Source organism: Nonomuraea sp. NPDC003707, assembly GCF_053587055.1.
The window spans coordinates 99216-116375 of the sequence record NZ_JBSFNK010000039.1 but is presented as its reverse complement, the minus strand read 5'-3'; the positions used below and the strand labels follow the sequence as shown (position 1 = coordinate 116375).

Here is a 17160-nt window from a genome sequence, read left to right as displayed (position 1 = left end):
GCGTCCCGCGGGGATGTGCAGGACGGCGGCGATCGGGGCGGGGGTGTCGAACTTCTGCATCGTGTGCTCCTTGTGCGGTGTTCTTTCGATGCCCCTACGATCGCCGACCGCTCTGATACGGGGCTGTCGCCGTCCTGACGCCGCCGCTGACATCCGGCGGGCCTCTTGCGTTCGTTCAGCGCGAGGCCGGCACCTGGCCCTCGCCAGTGGTGTCGGGGTGGCCGACCATCACGTACCGGGGTCCCAGTGGCAACAGAGCAGAATCCAACGGACCCAACCCTGACCTGCGGTGACGTGGCTTTCCTGCCGAGGCGGAAGAGCACTCGCACCGGCTACTTGAGCTGGAGTCCTTCGTGGCGGGCGACGCGCTCCGCGTGGGCCTGTTCGACGGCGTCGGGGTAGCGCTGGGCCGTCTCGTGTTCCGCGAGAGCGCATTAGACGGCCCGCTGGTAAGAGTCGCGTCATATGGCCCAAAGGATCGGCGTTTCCGCGGGTCACAGCGCGTAAGAAGTCCTCGGTACGGCCTGGGATTTCGGTCTGGGCAGCCCGGGGAGGAGCCAGACGCCGATCGTGCCGATAACGGCGTCGATTTGCTCGCGGTGGGAACCTGGTTCGGTTTCGGCCAGGTTCAGGGAGAAGCCCAGCCTTAATGCCTGGGCACTTACCGTCGTCCTCATTACCTCGTGGAAGAGCCGTTCTCTACGAGAAACCGCCGCGGGACTCTGCCAGTCCGCCTGATGATCCAGGCGATGGCTCGGGTACGCCAGCGGCGCCCATATGTCAGGTGCCGCATCTCGTCAGCTGGGTGCTGGCCGGGCAGGCTGTGCTTGGTAGCCCGCTCGATCAGTGCCTCTGCCGCCGCCATGCCGTAAAGATCGTCCAGGGCGGAGTTGGTCGCCAGCGCGGCCAGGTGGGCAGAGCCCTGTACATCATCCAGTTCGGCCAGTGATCCTGCCGCCGCCACGCGGTAGAGGTCGTGCAGGTTGAGGTCGGCAGCCTGCGCGGCGAGCCTCCTGAATTTCGGTTTAGCGGTCCGGCCCGCCGAGGCGGCGTTCAGCGCGGGATTGCCCAGTCCGGCGCCCAGGTCCCGGCGGCGCCGTGGCCGGCCGCTGTGGCGGCGAGGTGGGCGCGGAGGGTGGCCAGCGCGGGGTGGGGGTTGTCGCGGTGCCACAGGAGCGAGTGCGGGTAGACGGGCGTGGGGTCGGTCACTGGGATGCGGCGCAGGCCGTGGCCGGCGGGCCAGACGAGGCGGGTCTGCTCGCCCATGAAGGTGGCCAGGGCCGGGGTGTCGGCGATGGTGTCGAGGAGCGCGTCGGAGCCGAAGTTGGGGCCGGTCGCCTCGATGGTGAGGCCGAACTCGGCGACGAGGTCGTCGTAGTAGGCGGCCCACTCGGTTCCGGGGACGAGGCCGGGCATCCAGATCCGGTGCCCGGCGAGCTGGGTCAGGGTCACCGACCGGGCGCCCGCCAGCGCGTGGGCGGGCCCGGTGAGGAGCTGGAGCGGCTCGTCGAGCACCCGGACGGACTCGATGTCCTCGGGAAAGGGCCGGCCTGGCATGGCGACGGCGCGGAAGGACGCGTCGATCGCACCGGACCGGATGGCGGCGAGGGCCGTCTCGATGTCGAACAGCATCACCACGTCGAGGTCGATCTCGGGGTGCGCGCGGTGGAAGCCGCGCATCAGGCCCGATGCCGCGCTGCGTGAGGTGATCATGTCGACGCGCAGCGGACGGCTGTCGGTACGCACGGACGCGACCGCGCGCTCGGCGACGCGCAGCAGCTCGCGGGCGTGGGGCAGGAACGCCTGCCCGTCGATGGTGAGCTCGGCGCCGCGCGGCGTGCGGGTGAACAGCCGCACGCCGAGGTTGCGCTCCAGCGCGGCGATGCGTTTGGAGACGGCCTGCTGGGTGACCGCCAGCTCGGCGGCGGCCTCCTGGAATTGCCCCGCGTCGGCGGCGGCGACGAAGGTCCGGACGGTGTCGAGGTCCATGCGGACACACTCTACAGATACAACTGTTCGTTGTAGCTGAAGGCCATGAAGTTGTTTGATCCCCTGGTTCGGCGCGCGCTTTGATGCTTGCGATCACAAATCAGTTGTGCGAGCGAGTGGCGAGGAGCGGCGGGCATGCGCAGCGGGAACCGGTTGGGGCGGCAGTTCGGGTGGCTCTGGGGAGCGTTCGGGACCAGCGCGGTCGGCACGTGGCTCGCCTTCGGCGCGTTCCCGCTGATCGCGATCCAGGTGTTGCACGCCGGGCCGGCCGAGGTCGCGGCGTTGTCCTCGGTGGGGGCTCTGGTGGGCGCGGCCGTGGCGGTGCCGCTGGGCCCGTGGGTGGAGTTCCGCCGCAAGCGGCCGGTGCTGATCGGGATGGACCTGGTGCGGTTCGCGGCGCTGCTGACGATTCCGGCCGCGTTCGCGCTCGGCGTGCTCTCCTTCGTCCAGCTCCTGCTGGTCTCGGTCGTCGTCGCGGCGGCCGACATCACCTTCCGCGCCGCCTCCGGCGCCTACCTGAAGACGTTGCTGCGGGCCGAGGACTTGCTCGTCGCCAACGCCCGCTTCGAGTCGACGGCCTGGACGACCACGGTCATCGGACCGCCGCTCGGCGGTGCCGCGATCGGGCTGCTCGGTCCGGTGGTGACGGTGCTGGCCGACGCGGTCAGCTACCTGCTCTCAGCCCTGAGCATCCGCGCGGCGGGCGGCAAGGAGCCGAGGCCCGAGCGCCGGCAGGCCGCGCGCATGCGGGCCGGTGACCTGCTCGACGGATGGCGGTACATCCTCGCCGACGCGACGCTGCGTCCGCTGTTCTTCAACACCGCCCTGTTCAACGGCCTGCTGATGGCCACCGACGCATTGCTGGCCGTCCTGATGCTCGGCCGGCTCGGGTTCACACCGTGGCAGTACGGCCTCGCCTTCGCCGCGCCCGCGATCGGCGGGCTGTTCGGTGCGCGGCTGGCCCGGCCACTCGTCACCCGGTTCGGGCAGCACCGGGTCCTGGTCGTGGCCGGGACGCTGCGCGCGATCTGGCCCGCCGGGCTGGTCTTCCTGGGGCCGGGGACCGGCGGGCTGCTGCTGGTGATGGGCGTCGAGCTCGGGCTGATCTTCTGCTGCGGGGTCTTCAATCCCGTCCACGCCACCTACCGCCTCGATCGCACCGCGCCCGACCGGATCACCCGCACGCTGTCCGCCTGGACGGTGACGACCAAGGCCTCGGCCGCGCTCCTGACGGCCGCCTGGGGCGTGCTGGGCGGCCTGCTCGGCCCGCGCACGGCCATCGGCCTGGCCGGCGTGCTCCTGATGACGACCCCGCTACTGCTTCCCCGGCACGCCGCGGCACCCCTCGCCGAGCCGGAGCCGACACCCAGCCGCACCTAACGGGCCGCCAACGTGTAGTCGGCCCCGGCACGCGATCTCGCGTGCCAGGGCGCCCCTCATCACCCAAGGAGAGAAAAATGACCGTCACACCCCCGGCGCTGGACCCCCGGACGGCCGCACTGCTCATCATGGATTACCAGCACGGAATCCTGGCCTCGCTCCCCGGCCTGGCCAACCCGGAAGCGCTGCTGTCACGAGTGGCCGGTGCCATCGCCGACATGCGAGCGCACGGCGCCGCCATCGCCTACGTGCGGGTCGGATTCACCGAAGCCGACTGGGCGGCGATCCCACCGGCCAACAAGACCTTCTCTTTCCTCGGCCAGCAGCACCTCATGCACCACGAGGAGCCCGACAGCGCCTTTCACGATCAGCTTGCCCCGGAGCCCGGCGACATCACCGTCCGCAAGACCCGCTACGGCGCGCTGTCCACGACAGACCTAGACCGGCAACTGCGGGATCGCGGAATCACTACCCTGGTCATCGCCGGCATCACCACCAGCGGCGTCGTACTGTCCACCGTCGCTGATGCCGCCGACCGCGACTACCAGCTCTATGTCCTCTCCGACGGCGTCACCGACCCGGACCCGCAAGTCCACCAGACCCTGATGACCAGCGTTTTCCCGAGACTGGCCCACATCATCAACACCGCCGAACTGCGGTCGCTCCTGCACGAAAGTCAGCGTGATCGGGCAAAGACCGGCAGGGCGTAACCGTCAATGATGATCAGCGACCGTTAGGGGATCGCGTCAGCGGCCAGACCTCGGTTCTGGCCGCTGACGATATGTGACTACCTCGCTCCCAGGGCATCTTTTCGGCTCGTGGGTCGTGCTCGCAGAAATGAGGAGTTCTGACACCCTTGTGCAGGGTTGGGCTCGCCCTGCGCCCCGTCAGCGGCGGCGCGCGGCGGGGTCGCGGCCCTGCTGCCGGCGGGCACAGGGCCTCGGGGGAGACGCGAACGTACTTGGCGAGGGACGTGACGGAGGTGTGGCCGGAGTAAGGAGGTGGCGGGTGTTTCCCCAGGACGGCACCGGGGGAGCGCGGCTGGATCTAGCGGGCAGGAGAAAGAAGCCCTGCGTCACACGGCCGCCTACATGACGGCGATCATCGTCGACATCTCCATGGTGTCGTGCCTCGCGTGTGCGTGGGCGGCTCCGGCGGCCGCGTCCGCCAGCGCTTACCGACACCCGGAGCTGCGCGCGGCGGGCGAGAGCACGCAGGAGCCATGAGGGTCGGGGCTCGACACGCTGACCCCGCAGGAGCTGCGGATCGCCAGCCTGGTCGCCGACGGCCTGTCCAGCAAGGAGATCGCCGCCCGGCTCTTTCTCGGCCCGCGGACGGTCGAGTATCACCTCTACAGGATCTATCCGAAGGTAGGCGTCGGCACCCGTACTGAACTGACGTCCCCAGTAGTTCTACAGAAGGCACCGGTAGCGGGACAGGACATGCTTTGAACATGCCTGAGAACAACATCTGGAGCGAAGAGTTCGGCGCCGCCACGGACGCGCCGATCCTGCTGATCATGGGTTCGATGTCGCAGGGCGTCCTGTGGCCGGACGCGTTTATCGGCAGGCTGACGGCCGGTGGCCGGCGCGTGATCCGATACGACCACCGCGACACCGGCCACTCGGACACCATCGACTTCGACAAGGAGCCTTATACATGGGACGACATCAAGAACGACGTACTGCGGGTGATGGACGCGCATGGCCTGGACAGCGCTCATCTGGTCTGCCACTCGGCGGGCGGGCTGCTCGGCCAGCTGATCGCGGTGGAGCGGCCGGAGCGGGTGCGCACACTCACCGTCATCGGCTCTTCGCCGCTCGGCGGCGCTGAGGGCGCGGTGATCATGCGGGCGTTGATGGGCGAGCCGCAGCCCGAAGGCAGCCTGCCACCGCCGGCGCCGGAGTTCGTCGAGTTCTTCCGTGCGCTGATCACGAGCCCGCCGCCCGCCAGCCGGCGCGAGCAGATCGACCTCATGATCGCCGAGCAGCGCGTCCTGCACGGGACGGGGTTGCCCTTCGACGAGGACGCCGCCCGCCTGCTGCAAGAACACATCTACGACCGAGCCCGCGATCTGTCCGCCGTGGCCAATCACCGCCGGGCCGCGGCGGCGAACCCGGACTTCGAGCCGGTGGGCGTCCTGGACCAGATCAAGGCGCCGACCCTGGCCGTCGAGGGCACCTGCGAGCCCGCCAAACCCGGTCACAGCGCGCTCATCGCGGAGCGGATCCCAGGGGCGCGGCTGATGATGGTGGAGGGGATGGGGCACACGCTGCCGGTGGAGGTGCACGAGGAACTGGCGACGGCGATCCTCGCGCATACGGCGACATGATCGCCCTGCCCAGGGCCTGGGCGCCGCCCCTGAGCGGGGCGGTGCCGGGCTTCAAGGAATGGCCGGACATTTGGCTCAAATGATGACAAAAGGGCTTAAGCTTATGCAGATGATCTCCTACCGCCCTACCGTTTCGGCCGACCTCGACCACGTGACCAGGTGGAGCGTGGCCGAGCCCGTCGGCTGGATCCCCGCCGACCGTTACCTCGCAGATCTGGCCGAGAACATGTACCGGCCGGAATGGACGTGGATCGCCGAGGTTGACGACCAGGTCGTGGGACGGGCGCTGTGGTGGGGGCCGAAGGACAGTGCGCACCCGGTCGCGCTCGACTGCCTCGACGTGGATCCCGCCATGGGCGACCGCGCCGCCATCGCCGCCGAGCTGATCAGGGCCGCGCTGACCGGATTCCCGCAGCCGGTGCAGTACGCGATCAAGGCAGCCGGCGGCTGGCGCGACGATCCGGCCACCTCGATGGCCGTGGAATGGCGGCGGGCGGCAGCACACGCGGCCGGCCTCACCCGGGAAGTGGAGCGGCTGCAGTTCGAGTGGACACCCGCCGACGGGGTGCCCCCGGCGACCGGCGTGCTGCGGTTCGCCGAGGCGTCCGACGAGGAGTTCCTGACGGTATTCACGAGAATCGCCGACGGCAGCCTGGACGCCCAGACTCGTGCGAACCTGGCAGCCAAGGGCGTGGACGCGACCGCGCGCGAAGAAATGGACTTCTATCTCAGGGCGCCGGGCAAGCGGGAGTGGTGGCGGATCGCCTATACGCACGAGGGCGAGGTGGCGGGAATGGCGATCCCCTCGGCAACGCCGTACAACGTGAACGTCGGGTATCTCGGGGTGGTCCCGGAGTTCCGGGGGCGCGGCTACGTGGACGAGATACTCGCCGAGATCACCCGCATCCACGCGGCCAACGGAGAGTTCCGCATCACCGCCACCACCGACGTGGGCAACGCGCCGATGGCGGCCGCGTTCGGGCGCGCCGGATACCGCAACACGGAGATCCGGATCAACCTGTCCAACGACCTCCGGCCCTAAGGGCTGCTACCCAGATCAAGCGCCAAGCCGGATCACAACGGGTGCCACCGGAATACGGCGGAAACGGGCCGCGCTCTTGATCGCCGGTCGTTGAACTCCTGACTTCACGCTGGTTAGTGAATGGTTTCGGGGGGTTTGGGGGACGTCGATCGATCGGACGGCGTACCCGAGGTTTGCGCGGGCGGTGTCGGCGCGGGAGCTGGCGGAGGTGTTCACTCCGTCGGCGGCCGAGGTGGAGTGGACGCGCGGCAAGACGCAGGATGATCAGCATCTGCTGGCGTTGCTGGTGTGGTTGAAGGCCTGCCAGCGGTTGGGATATTCCCCGAAGCTCAAGGACGTCCCCGCGGTGGTCTTCGAGCACATCCGAGAGATGATCGGCCTGCCGGAGGGGTGGCGCTGGAGGAACTGGTTCGCGCCGAGTGCGAGCTGCCCGGCTACACGACGCTGGATGAGATGACCAAGAAGATCCGCACCGAGGTGAACCGCGGATTCTTCACGATGGTGTCCAGCCGGGTCGACGCCGGAGCCCGGGCGAGGCCGGCCCGGCTGCTGCTGGTCGACCCCATCACCCGGCGCAGCGCGTACGACGGGTTGCTGGCCACCATCTCGCCGTACATCACCCACGTCATCCGCCGGTTCGGCAACTGGATTCTCAGCCTGACCCCGCCGGCCGCCAGCCCCACCACCCGACTCGACCTCGAGTGCTCGCTCGCCGCTGCGGGTGTTCTTCGGCACCGAAGGGCTGCGGATGACCCAGCAGGCCTACACCGAGCGGCTCAAGACGTGGGCCGGCTGGGAGGAGCTGTCAGCGTCCGCTCACTGACTGCTCGGCCTCCTGGCTGTTCGGCCCGGACGTCCCTCGGCGTCCGGGCCGTGGTCAGCCACAGGCCGGTGAACACGGCGCAGGCCAGCGTCACGGCACCTGCCGCGAGGAAGGCGCTGTTGAGGCCGGACTCGAAGGAGGCTCCGCCGGACTCCCGCGTGTGAACGATCGCCCCGAGCACCGCCACGCCGAGCACCGCGCCGATCTGCCGGGTGGTGCTGCTGACGCCCGAGGCGAGGCCGCCCTCCTGCGGGCTGACCGCCTGGATGGCGGCCCCGGTCAGCGGCGACATGGTGAGAGCGAACCCGATGCCGACGACCGCCAGCCGCCACCACACGTTCCCGTAGCCGGTATCGGCGTGGACGAAGCCCAGCGCCAGCAGCCCCAGCCCGGCCAGCGCCAGGCCGATGCCGACGACGACGCGGAAGCCGTACCTGGCCGCGAACCGGCCCGCGTACGGGCTGACGATCACCATGGCCAGCGAGGTGGGCAGGGTCCGCAGCCCGGCGACCAGGATCGAAGTGCCCTGGACGTAGACGAAGAACTGGGAGAAGAAGAACGACGACCCCATCAGCGCGAACCCGACCACCACCATCGCCGTGTTGGACACCGTGAACAGCCGCTGGTGGAACAGCCGGAGCGGCAGCATCGGCGTCGACACACGACCCTCGACCACGACGAACGCGGCCAGGAGCACCAGTCCGGCGGCGAAGCTGCCCAGGATCACCGGCGAGGTCCAGCCTCGGGAACCGCCCTCGATCAGGCCGTAGGTCACAGCGCCCACGCCCGCGACGGACAGGACCGTGCCGGGGACGTCGATCGGCGGTGCGCTCGGGTTGCGGGACTCTCCCAGCACGCGCAGCCCGGCCAGCAGCAGGACCACCCCGATGGGCACGTTGACCAGGAAGATGGCGGGCCAGCCGAAGGACTCCACCAGGATCCCGCCCGCCAGTGGTCCGGCGGCCAGGCCGATGCCGCTGAACCCGGCCCACAACCCGATCGCTCTGACGCGTTCCCTCGGGGCGGGATACGCGGCGGCGAGCAGCGCTAGTGAGGCGGGGCTCAGCGCCGCGGCCCCGACGCCCTGCAGCACCCGCCCGGCGATCAGCCAGCCGATCGAGGGCGCGAGCGAACACACCACCGACGCGGCCGTGAACACCACCACCCCGGCCAGGAACACCCGCCTGCGGCCGAACCGGTCGGCGAAGACGCCGCCCGACAGCAGCAGCATGGCCACCAGCAGCACGTAGGCGTCGACGATCCACTGCAGGCCGGTCAGCCCGGTGTGGAGCCGCTGCTGCATGTCGGGCAGGGCGGCGCCGACGATCGTGTTGTCGAGCAGCACCATGAACTGACCTGCGCAGGTCAGGGTGAGCAACGCTTTCACGCGAATCCTCCTCAAGCAGTTGATCACTGGTCTCACGCTTTTGAACGCGGTCAATGGTGTGCGGGATCTTCTCCATGCTCGGCCACTGGTTCGCGCCCGCTTCGCCGACCTGGGCGACCGGCGGTTCTGGCACACCGACCCGCACCCCTGGCAGCTACGGGCCGCTGGGAGTGATCGCCCGCAACGGACACCCGCACACAGATCGCGTTGATCACCTTGTCGTCCCGCTCGATGCGGGCGATCGCCTCGTCGGTCAGTTCCGCCGAGGTCGCTTCACCGGCACGCATGGCGGCCGAGAGTTCTTCGGCCGATCGGAAAGTCGATTCCATGAATGTGCACCCTAATGGCCTGCCGCAGGTGCTCGAAAAGCCGAAAAAACTGCTTCCGAGATGCCGCGTCCCAGGTCAGTGGGGTTGGCGATGGGGAGGACATAAAATGGCGCTCCGCACAATGAGATAGATGTCTCCATGCTCATCGGTGCAAGGCCACAGCGAGCGGGATTTGTCCAGTAGTGGAATAACCCCTTTAAAATCTCCCCATTCTCTTCGGGAGCCAGGCGGCCACGGGCTACCCCATCGTTACTTGTGGCTGGGGTCAGTTTCGGGAATAGGACGCCGGGTTGGTTGCGGGATGACTGTTGTTATCCGGTAAGACAGCGATCACGGGCGTAGCGCGAGCGGGGCGACCGCCGCTCGGTGGGGACGCTTCGTTTCCCGGTTATCTGGCAACCCGGCCGATGGTGGAGGCCGACACGGTGGATCCGGTCATCGCCGAGCAACTCGCCCGCGCCCACCCGTTCTCCGCCATCTCGACGACTTCCTCACCGACCTGGCCAACGCCGGCGCCTCCGCGCATACCCGGCGCGCCTACCGCGGCGACCTGATCGCCTTCGCCGCCCACCACGGCGAGGAGATCGCCGCGCTGACCGCGACGCCGATCCGCGCCTACCTGGTCGAGCTCGCCGACCTATCGCCGTCCAGCCGCAAGCGCATGCGCCTGGACGACGAACATGTCCGTGTTCACGGCAAGGGCGGCAGCGTACGCACCGTGCTGCTCGACGAGCGCGGCTACGTCGCGCTGCTCAAGCTCTACCTGGCCCGCGCCGGCTACACCGCCGGGCCGCTGTTCCGGGCCGGCATCAACGGCCGCGGCGGACCGCTGTCCTACGATGCCGCCCACACCGCTGGCAGACCTGCTGCACCGCCGCACGCGTCGAGATCGACATCCACCAGCTGCGCCACGCCCACGCCACCGAGCTCATCAACGCCGGCGTCTCCATCGAGGCCGCCTCGGCCACGCCTCCACCGAGACCAGTCAGCTGTACGCCTAGTTGGACGAGCGTCGGAACGAGAAGTCCCGTCAACAGAGCAGAGTCGAGCGGCTTACCGTGGCCTTCCGTTCGGATGCGCCGAAGGCGACTCAGCCGCTGAGCAGGTAATCGCGGGCCTTCTCCAGAGGGGAGACGCCATACTCCTCCTCCACCGCGGAGGCGATCAGATAGCAGAACAGGTACCGCTGGATCGGGGTGATGCCGAGCCTGGCCAGGTGCGCGTAGAGCATGTTGACCACGAGGCGGTGGGCGAGGAACCAGTCCGATTCGAGGATCTCGGTGCGGTACCGGTCGGTAGACATGAGCACGTCGAAATAGTCGACCGGGTGGCGGCGGTCGGCCACCGGCTGGTCGGGGGCGTCCAGGTCGATCTCCTTGCGGGCCAGCAGCGGGAGAGCGATCTCCTTCTGGCGGTGAGTGAAGGCGATCCAGTCGCGTACGTGCGGCGCCGGGTCGCCCGCGTCGATCGACGCGACCAGGTCGACCACCGTCGCGCGCATTTCCCTGGCGTTCTTGCGATACCTGGCTTCGAACGCGGCCGTGACCGCGTCCCGGTCCTCGCAGGACGAGGCGGCCGCTGCGGCGTGCGAGCGGTAGGACATGTAGCCGCGGCCGATCGGCGGGACGCTCACGTGCGCCAGGGCGGTCATGAGGTCGATGGCGACCGCGAACAGCGCGAGCTCGCCCCGGCGGACCTTGTCCAGCGTGCCGAAGGCGAGCCGGGTGCTCTCCGCGGCGGCCGCGTCGATCAGGTTCGCCAGCGGCCGGCCGCCGAAGACGCGCAGCCGGTCGTCGTACGGCTCGGTCTGCAGGGAGTTGTCCGGGTACCAGGGCTGCAGCGGGCCGGTCTCGTGCTCGAGTACGACCAGCAGGCGGTGGGCGGCGAGTTGCTCGTGCTCGTCGAGGCGGGTGGTGGACGGGTGCTCGCGCAGATACCTGGTGATCGTTTCGGTCGCGACGGGGAGGATCTCGCGTTCCCAGTCCTGCAGGGTCGCGCGGAAGTTGAGCCGCAGGTGCGGTCCCTGGCGCCAGTGGCGGACGAGGTACGGCTGCTGTAAGAGGCCGTCCAGGTGCTCGAGCAGCGGGCGGACGCAGTCCAGGATCAGTCCGTCCTTGTCCTGGTCGTAGTAGCGGATCTGGATGCTGTGCCAGGGGAGGTTGCTCACGAGGTTCCCTCTTTCTGCGCCAGCCCGTCCAGGGTGACGGCGGTCAGGTAGCGCAGGTGCGCTTCTTCGACGATCGACAGGCCGAGCCGGTTGCAGAACAGGTGGACGCACCGGTTCAGCACGATCAGGACGTCGTGGCGTTCCGCATCCACCGAGGTGTCGACGCCCACGGGGCCAGGGGTGTCAGGAATGCGAGGGAGGCCCGGGGGGCGCGATGCCCCCTCCCCGCGGACCGGATAGAAGCCTCCGGCTCGCTGGAGCGCGACAAGGCGCCGGTGCAGGGTGTCGATCGAGCGCCACCATGCGCCGAGCGAGTCGTGAGCGTCGCCGACACCGCCCGGGGGCGGCCCGTCGGCGGAGGGAGCAGGGGCGTGGCTCTCGGACGAGGCGGTGCGGGCGGCGATGAGCCGGCACCGTTCGGCCTGTGCGGTGAGGGCTTCGCGCTGTTTCGTGAAGATCTCCACCTGCCGGGCGCGGGCCGGTGCAGGATCCCAGCGGTCACGTTCCCGGGCCAGCAGGGGGCCCAGGCGGCGGGGGTCGGGTTCCCAGGCCACGAGGGCGAGCATCATCGCGGCGAGGGCGTGGCCCAGCCGCCGCCGGTGGTCGTGCTCGCCGCGCAGGATCGCCAGCGCGATCCGGCTGGAGTCGGTGAAGTGCCGCTCGACGGCGGCGACCGCCTGCGGCCCGCCGAACGTCGCGTGCTCGGGCCGGTAGGCGATGGCCTCCACGTGGTCGTCGGGCCGCAGCCGGTGGTCGTAGGCGACCAGGCCCTCCTGCCGGGCGAACTCCTGGGCGAGCAGCGCGTAGCGCTCGCGGTCCCACGCGACCGTCGTCGGATACGCCGCGAGGTGCTCTTCCAGCACGGCTGTGGCGCGCTTCTCGATCATCACCGCGTCGCCGGGGACGCGCGGCAGAAGGCGGAGCCGCAGATGCGGGCCGCCCTCCCAGTACCGCAGGAAGAAGAACCGGTCGAGCCGTCCGTCCAGCTCCCGCACCAGGCCGTCGACGGCCGTGCCGAGCAGCAGGTCGGTGCCGGCCTGGTGGAAGGCGTGCAGCGAGATCCAGCGGTCAGGCATGGCCTACCTCGACCACGTACTCGGTCACGTGGCGGCGGCGGTCAGGGTGGCCGCCGTCTCCTTCCAGGTCGAGCGCCGCCTCGAAGTCCGGGAGCAGCTCACGAAAGACGACCACCGATCCGCTCGCGTCCAGCCCTCGGTCGAACAGCGTGACCAGCGCGGGGTCGGCCAGATCGAGATAGGTCGGTTTGGCGAGCCGCACCATGTGCAGCCTTTCGCGGACCGGCGCGCCGGGATCGCCCGAGGAGACGAAACAACGTTCCGGCAGGGAGTGCTCGGCGAACCAGGCCGCGAGCGCGAGCAGGTGCGCTGCAGCGGAGTTCTTGCCCCGGCGCGGGATTTCGCGCACCGGGACATACCAGGCGGCACGGGCTACGGTGACCCGCCCGACCGACACCCGGGCCGTACGCTCGACACGGGCCGGCACCGACTCCGGCGGACGGGAGAAGACCGACGCCAGCTCCATCACCGGGCTGGGCATGTCGCCGAAGAGCTGGAGCAAGAGGCGGGCCGTACGCGGCAGCAGCATGGGCGCGACCATCCCGGTGTACACCGGCCGGAGCCGGGTGCCGTGCCCGGCGTGCACCAGAACGAGGCCGCCGGCGCCGGACTCGTGCCGGACGGCCAGGTCCCGCAGGTCGAACGTGGCCGGGCCGCTCGGGACCACGCCCGGATAGCCGATCTCCTGGGCCGCCACCGGGGAACGCAGGTTGACGTTGCTGCCGAACAGCCCGGTGATCTCCACCGGCATGCCGCGTTCCGTCCCGAGCAGGCGGTTCTCGCCGGCAGGAACTCCGGCGACCCGCAGCAGGCGGTGCAGGCGGCTGCGCATCGCGCCGTGCCCCGGGCCAAGACCGTTGAGCACCAGCCGCACCGGCGTGGCGTCCGGCGAGCTGATCGTCTGCACGAAGCAGGACAGCGACCCCACCGGACGGACGAACTCGGGGCGGTCGGTGGCGAGACCGGCCAGCACCATCGGGTCGATGGTAAGCGCGTCCGGGGTCTCGGGCAGCAGCTCGCGCACCGCGGCCAGCGCCGCCGTCCGGGCGTCTCGAAGCTCGTCGAGCCGGGGCACGGCGGGCGTCCGGCCGGGCGGGTGTCGCTCCTGCCACGGGTACATGAGCGCGTGCAGCTCACCGGCCGGGGTGCCGGGTGCGGCCGAATGGGTTCGCTGCGCGAGCATTCGGTGGAACCGCCCGAACGGCACCTGCACGCCGGCGCCGAACCACTCCGCGAACAGGTCGGCGGCGAGCAGCCGGGCGACGCCATCACGATCGAAGACCGCCGCGAAGTCGACGATCGCGTGCAAGTCGCCCAGGGCGGGACGCCAGGCGGCCAGGCCCAGTCGCGGGCCGGGTGTGGTGACCACGGCGTTCTCGTGGAAAAGGTTGCGGTCCGGCAGGCGATCGGTATCGTCTCCGGCAAGTTCGGCGAACGCGGACCGTACCCTCCGCTGCAGCGCCTCACGTTCAGACACGCCGGCCGCCTCCGGGTAACGAGCGAGCGCCTCCTGTACGGCGGCCAGCGCCTTGCCCGCCGGATGCGTGCCGAGCCGATCGGTCAGGTCGGCGAGGTGCGCGGCGGCCTGGTCGGCGACCGGGGGGTGGAGTTCCAGCACTCCCAGGTCGACCAGCCGGCCGAGCGCGCCGCCGGCCCGCGTACGGAGGTCGTCGTACGGCGGGCGCAGCAGCCGCCGGAACGGCTGGGACGCGGCGATGCCGCTGTACGCGTCCTCCTGGCCGGTCACGTACCACAGGCGGCCGTCGTCCTCCTCGAGGCTCGGGTTGGGCCTGACCTCGAAGAGGGCGGCGAGCCCGCCGTCGGCGCGGGCCAGGTCGGTGAGCAGCCGGAGCAGCAGGGGCACGTTCGGCTCGACAGCGCTCCGCCACGCCCATGGCCCGTCCCAGCGGACCGGCTCGCCGTCGTCGCTCCACTGCCCCAGAGCCGCCATCATGAAAGTGGCGTGCGGGCTGGTCTTCGCCACGACGCGGGCCAGGTACCTGGTGAGCCGGAGCGCGACCTGGCGCGGCGGGACGCTGCCGGGCGGCGAGGCCAGCCACTGGCGCAGCGCGGCGGACATCGCCGGTCCCGCCTGGAGCACGCCGTAGCCGAAGGCGTCGGTGCCGACCCACCGGCGCAGCACTTCGTAGGTGCCCCGGCAATCCTGATCGAGCAGGTCCGGCAGTTGTCGGACGAGCGCGTCATGCCAATCGAGGTCCGTGAGCCAGGCCGCGACGCGCGGACCGAGGCCGGAACCGATCTCCACCGGCCAGGCACGGCCCGCCGGCCGCCTTGCGTTGTACAGCGCCCGCCGCAACGCCACCAGCGCCGGTCGCGCCGGGCCCGGTCCGACCGCTCCGATCACCGGCTCCAGTTCGTCCGCGAGCCGCCGGCCCTCGACGGCCAGCCGGCCACGGGCCGCGAGGATCTCCTGCACGCTCCGCCACGTGGCCGTGCACCTCAGCTCCGCGAGCGCCGTCACCGGTAGCGCGGCGACCCTGGCAACCACGGTCGCGTCCACCGTGCGGCGAGCCGCGTCGATCTCGACGCGTCCCGGCAGGCCACGACGCGTCGAGACCATGTCCGGGGAGGCTTAAATGAGCCAGCTCGTGCGCGCAATGCCCGAGGCACCCACTTCGGTGTTGCCGAGACCCATGCCCAGGGCCTTCACGAGATCCTCGCCGGGGAGCTCGACCGTCATCACGTCGAGCGTGTCCAGATCGAGGCGGAGCGGTTCATCGGTCGCCATCTGCACTCCCATTCTTACCCGCCGGAGCGGGCTATATCGGTGACGATCAACACCATAAGCACGGTCGGCGATCTCGTCCATCCGACAAGGGGGCAATAAATGGGCAGAAAGCACGGAGGCCGAACATTAATCGACCCTCCGCGCTGCGGTGACGAGTGTCGCCAACTTTCCGACCAGGCAGGCGTCACCGTAAGTGTGATGACAGAACCAGTCAATTTCACGATGGTAAGAGATTGCTGTCCGCCGAAGTATCACCGATGCCCATCGAAAGATTTCAGACGGGTGGAAGGGTGGTCCTGGAGTAAGCTTCGGAAGGTCGACGCGATTAAATGTTACATGTTTGTTTCGCCGCCACGCGGCCGTGACACCAGGCCTGCTGCTGCCGCCCGTGACACCAGGCCTGCTGCTGCCGCCCGTGGGACCCGCCGGCGCGCGGCCCAGGCGCTGGCCGCGGGCGGCTTCCAAACTCTCGCGGGTGCCTTCGACGATGAGCTCGCGGGACTTTTCGTTCCGATACTCGTCATGCCCCGACGACAAGGTCGCCGACGCCGAGATCCGCGCCGCACGCCGACGCCGGGACCGGGCGACGAACTGAGGCCGCCCCGCACGCTCAAGATCGGTCGCTCCACTGTGCACGAAACGCGGGCTCAACGCTGACCTGCGGTTATGTCGTCCCGCGGCCCGTTCTCGCCGTATTCCGGTGGCACCTGTCCAGGGCGTGACGGATCGCGGTGCGCTCAGGACCCTCAAGAAGAGCGCGGCGGGCGGTGTTCAGGGACCGGGCGATGGGCGCGCCACGCCGGGCATCACTTCGACTGAGTCGGGACAGCCTCGCGGGATGGCCTTCGCCTGATGGACGGCACCCACGGCGCCCCGATGTCCGTTTGACTACTATAAGTGATGGATATATAGCTTTGGGTAACACTGGGTGGATGGCGTTCCGCCTCCACCCCCAAGCGAGAGATGGAGCAGCGATGACCGACCAGCTAATAGAGATCCCCAATTCCGCCACCAGCGCCGACGGCGAGGAGACCGCCCAGGGCACCTACCGCCTGTACTGGTACGGACCGGGAATGAAAAAGACACGCAACGAGGCCTACTCCTTCGCCGCCTCCCGGGGAAACGGGCACCAGCTGGCCGACATCCCCACCGCCTCGTGGCGCGACAGTGCCGCCAAATACCTCAACGGCCCGGCGTGGATCTACTCATGGAGGGGTGACAACTACAGCGAGGGCAACGTCGTGCTCCATCCCAACGGATCGATCGGCACCCTGGAGGACGGAAACCAGCAGCTTCCCTTCCTCATCAGCTACATCCAGTAGCGTTAGAAATTCGGCGGATGTTACGGCATAGACCGCCGGCGACCGCGGAGGCCTCGCCGGCGTGAGAGGCCTCGCACAGGCGGGTTGCCGGGGGCGGTCTCCCCCTGAATACCGTCCCCGGTGTCCCATGCCTCGGACCGATGGCTGAGGCTCGGCGACGTGAGTAGCGGTGTTTCGTGGAACGAACACCATCTGCTTCACGCTCTTCGCGAGTACGAACGGTTCTACAGCCAGCACCGCGCCCACCAAGCCCTTGATCAAGCGGCCCCGCTACCCGTCGTCCCGGATCTGATCGGAGATCCAGGGCGAATCGCCGCTTTGGACATACGCCGAAGAGACCGGCTCGGCGGGGTTCTCCGCGAGTACTCACATGCCGCTTGAACTGCATGGACGGACTTTCCGGCAGGCGCAAGCACCATCAGCTGGTGCCATAACACCAAGATCTCGATCTCCTTGTCGCGATTGATCCGGGGTAGCAGCCCCAGAAACGAGAAGGTGGTCGTCATCGTCAGGTAGGCCAAGCGCAGCAGCACGATCGACCATCACGCCGTGCGTGCGTGTGAC

General features: G+C 69.4%; 16 protein-coding genes and 1 pseudogene. 9 read left to right on the top strand and 8 right to left on the bottom strand.

Features of this window, described 5'->3' with window-relative positions; all coding sequences use genetic code 11:
* Window positions 1-1053: 1053 nt before the first annotated feature.
* Window positions 1054-1989, bottom strand: coding sequence for a LysR family transcriptional regulator (locus ACWDRB_RS55660; protein ID WP_449908859.1), 936 nt, complete (start codon window positions 1987-1989; stop codon window positions 1054-1056).
* Between the two features lie 135 nt (window positions 1990-2124).
* On the opposite strand from ACWDRB_RS55660, the gene ACWDRB_RS55655 reads away from it, so the two are divergent.
* The 7 genes from ACWDRB_RS55655 (at window position 2125) to ACWDRB_RS55625 (ending at window position 7200) form a co-directional block, all read left to right on the top strand.
* Window positions 2125-3369: an MFS transporter gene (locus ACWDRB_RS55655; protein ID WP_449908857.1), complete on the top strand. Its 1245-nt coding sequence runs from the start codon at window positions 2125-2127 to the stop codon at window positions 3367-3369.
* Between the two features lie 128 nt (window positions 3370-3497).
* Complete coding sequence (locus ACWDRB_RS55650) at window positions 3498-4079, top strand: cysteine hydrolase family protein (RefSeq protein ID WP_449908855.1); 582 nt, start codon at window positions 3498-3500, stop codon at window positions 4077-4079.
* A gap of 381 nt (window positions 4080-4460) precedes the next feature.
* Window positions 4461-4595, top strand: coding sequence for a hypothetical protein (locus ACWDRB_RS55645; protein WP_449908852.1), 135 nt, complete (start codon window positions 4461-4463; stop codon window positions 4593-4595).
* 18 nt (window positions 4596-4613) lie between these two features.
* Complete coding sequence (locus tag ACWDRB_RS55640) at window positions 4614-4820, top strand: helix-turn-helix domain-containing protein (protein ID WP_449908871.1); 207 nt, start codon at window positions 4614-4616, stop codon at window positions 4818-4820.
* 2 nt (window positions 4821-4822) lie between these two features.
* Window positions 4823-5701: an alpha/beta fold hydrolase gene (locus ACWDRB_RS55635; protein WP_449908850.1), complete on the top strand. Its 879-nt coding sequence runs from the start codon at window positions 4823-4825 to the stop codon at window positions 5699-5701.
* A gap of 109 nt (window positions 5702-5810) precedes the next feature.
* The gene (locus tag ACWDRB_RS55630) at window positions 5811-6743 is read left to right on the top strand and encodes a GNAT family N-acetyltransferase (protein ID WP_449908847.1); all 933 of its coding nucleotides are present in this window, start codon (window positions 5811-5813) and stop codon (window positions 6741-6743) included.
* Between the two features lie 109 nt (window positions 6744-6852).
* Window positions 6853-7200 carry a DUF4158 domain-containing protein gene (locus ACWDRB_RS55625; RefSeq protein ID WP_449908869.1) on the top strand — a complete coding sequence of 116 codons (348 nt, stop codon included), beginning with the start codon at window positions 6853-6855 and terminating at the stop codon, window positions 7198-7200.
* Here ACWDRB_RS55625 and ACWDRB_RS55620 read toward each other — a convergent pair.
* The 3 genes from ACWDRB_RS55620 to ACWDRB_RS55610 all read right to left on the bottom strand — a co-directional run bounded on the left by ACWDRB_RS55620 (window position 7178) and on the right by ACWDRB_RS55610 (window position 9282).
* The gene (locus ACWDRB_RS55620) at window positions 7178-7429 is read right to left on the bottom strand and encodes a hypothetical protein (RefSeq protein WP_449908844.1); all 252 of its coding nucleotides are present in this window, start codon (window positions 7427-7429) and stop codon (window positions 7178-7180) included. The two genes, ACWDRB_RS55625 and ACWDRB_RS55620, sit on opposite strands and share 23 nt — an antisense overlap.
* 90 nt (window positions 7430-7519) lie before the next feature.
* Window positions 7520-8953 (bottom strand): MFS transporter, encoded by a 1434-nt coding sequence (locus ACWDRB_RS55615; protein ID WP_449908842.1) that lies wholly within the window; start codon window positions 8951-8953, stop codon window positions 7520-7522.
* 50 nt (window positions 8954-9003) lie between these two features.
* The gene (locus tag ACWDRB_RS55610; protein WP_449908839.1) at window positions 9004-9282 is read right to left on the bottom strand and encodes a hypothetical protein; all 279 of its coding nucleotides are present in this window, start codon (window positions 9280-9282) and stop codon (window positions 9004-9006) included.
* 499 nt (window positions 9283-9781) lie between these two features.
* Here ACWDRB_RS55610 and ACWDRB_RS55605 point away from each other — a divergent pair.
* Window positions 9782-9889, top strand: a pseudogene (locus ACWDRB_RS55605) (tyrosine-type recombinase/integrase); the annotation flags it as partial.
* Between the two features lie 483 nt (window positions 9890-10372).
* Here the strand turns inward: ACWDRB_RS55605 and ACWDRB_RS55600 are convergent.
* Genes ACWDRB_RS55600 through ACWDRB_RS55585 form a run of 4 tightly spaced genes read right to left on the bottom strand, consistent with a single transcriptional unit; the run spans window position 10373 to window position 15274 of the window.
* Window positions 10373-11449: a thiopeptide maturation pyridine synthase gene (locus ACWDRB_RS55600; RefSeq protein ID WP_449908837.1), complete on the bottom strand. Its 1077-nt coding sequence runs from the start codon at window positions 11447-11449 to the stop codon at window positions 10373-10375.
* Window positions 11446-12525 (bottom strand): lantibiotic dehydratase C-terminal domain-containing protein, encoded by a 1080-nt coding sequence (locus ACWDRB_RS55595; protein ID WP_449908834.1) that lies wholly within the window; start codon window positions 12523-12525, stop codon window positions 11446-11448. The genes ACWDRB_RS55600 and ACWDRB_RS55595 overlap by 4 nt, the downstream gene beginning before the upstream one ends.
* Complete coding sequence (locus ACWDRB_RS55590) at window positions 12518-15106, bottom strand: lantibiotic dehydratase (protein ID WP_449908831.1); 2589 nt, start codon at window positions 15104-15106, stop codon at window positions 12518-12520. Before ACWDRB_RS55590 ends, ACWDRB_RS55595 begins: the two co-directional genes overlap by 8 nt.
* A 12-nt stretch (window positions 15107-15118) precedes the next feature.
* A complete protein-coding gene (locus tag ACWDRB_RS55585; RefSeq protein WP_363985014.1) occupies window positions 15119-15274 on the bottom strand; it encodes a hypothetical protein in 156 nt (51 codons plus the stop codon).
* A 974-nt stretch (window positions 15275-16248) separates the two neighbouring features.
* Here ACWDRB_RS55585 and ACWDRB_RS55580 point away from each other — a divergent pair.
* On the top strand, window positions 16249-16596 hold the full coding sequence (locus ACWDRB_RS55580) for a hypothetical protein (protein ID WP_449908829.1): 348 nt from the start codon (window positions 16249-16251) through the stop codon (window positions 16594-16596).
* Window positions 16597-17160: the final 564 nt, after the last annotated feature.

Excerpts from the sequence above, each read along its gene's own strand:
- ACWDRB_RS55660 (WP_449908859.1), bottom strand. The coding sequence starts at position 1,989 with ATGGACCTCGACACCGTCCGGACCTTCGTCGCCGCCGCCGACGCGGGG.
- ACWDRB_RS55655 (WP_449908857.1), top strand. The coding sequence starts at position 2,125 with ATGCGCAGCGGGAACCGGTTGGGGCGGCAGTTCGGGTGGCTCTGGGGA.
- ACWDRB_RS55650 (WP_449908855.1), top strand. The coding sequence starts at position 3,498 with ATGGATTACCAGCACGGAATCCTGGCCTCGCTCCCCGGCCTGGCCAAC.
- ACWDRB_RS55645 (WP_449908852.1), top strand. The coding sequence starts at position 4,461 with ATGACGGCGATCATCGTCGACATCTCCATGGTGTCGTGCCTCGCGTGT.
- ACWDRB_RS55635 (WP_449908850.1), top strand. The coding sequence starts at position 4,823 with ATGCCTGAGAACAACATCTGGAGCGAAGAGTTCGGCGCCGCCACGGAC.
- ACWDRB_RS55630 (WP_449908847.1), top strand. The coding sequence starts at position 5,811 with ATGATCTCCTACCGCCCTACCGTTTCGGCCGACCTCGACCACGTGACC.
- ACWDRB_RS55610 (WP_449908839.1), bottom strand. The coding sequence starts at position 9,282 with ATGGAATCGACTTTCCGATCGGCCGAAGAACTCTCGGCCGCCATGCGT.
- ACWDRB_RS55595 (WP_449908834.1), bottom strand. The coding sequence starts at position 12,525 with ATGCCTGACCGCTGGATCTCGCTGCACGCCTTCCACCAGGCCGGCACC.
- ACWDRB_RS55590 (WP_449908831.1), bottom strand. The coding sequence starts at position 15,106 with ATGGTCTCGACGCGTCGTGGCCTGCCGGGACGCGTCGAGATCGACGCG.
- ACWDRB_RS55585 (WP_363985014.1), bottom strand. The coding sequence starts at position 15,274 with ATGGCGACCGATGAACCGCTCCGCCTCGATCTGGACACGCTCGACGTG.
- ACWDRB_RS55580 (WP_449908829.1), top strand. The coding sequence starts at position 16,249 with ATGACCGACCAGCTAATAGAGATCCCCAATTCCGCCACCAGCGCCGAC.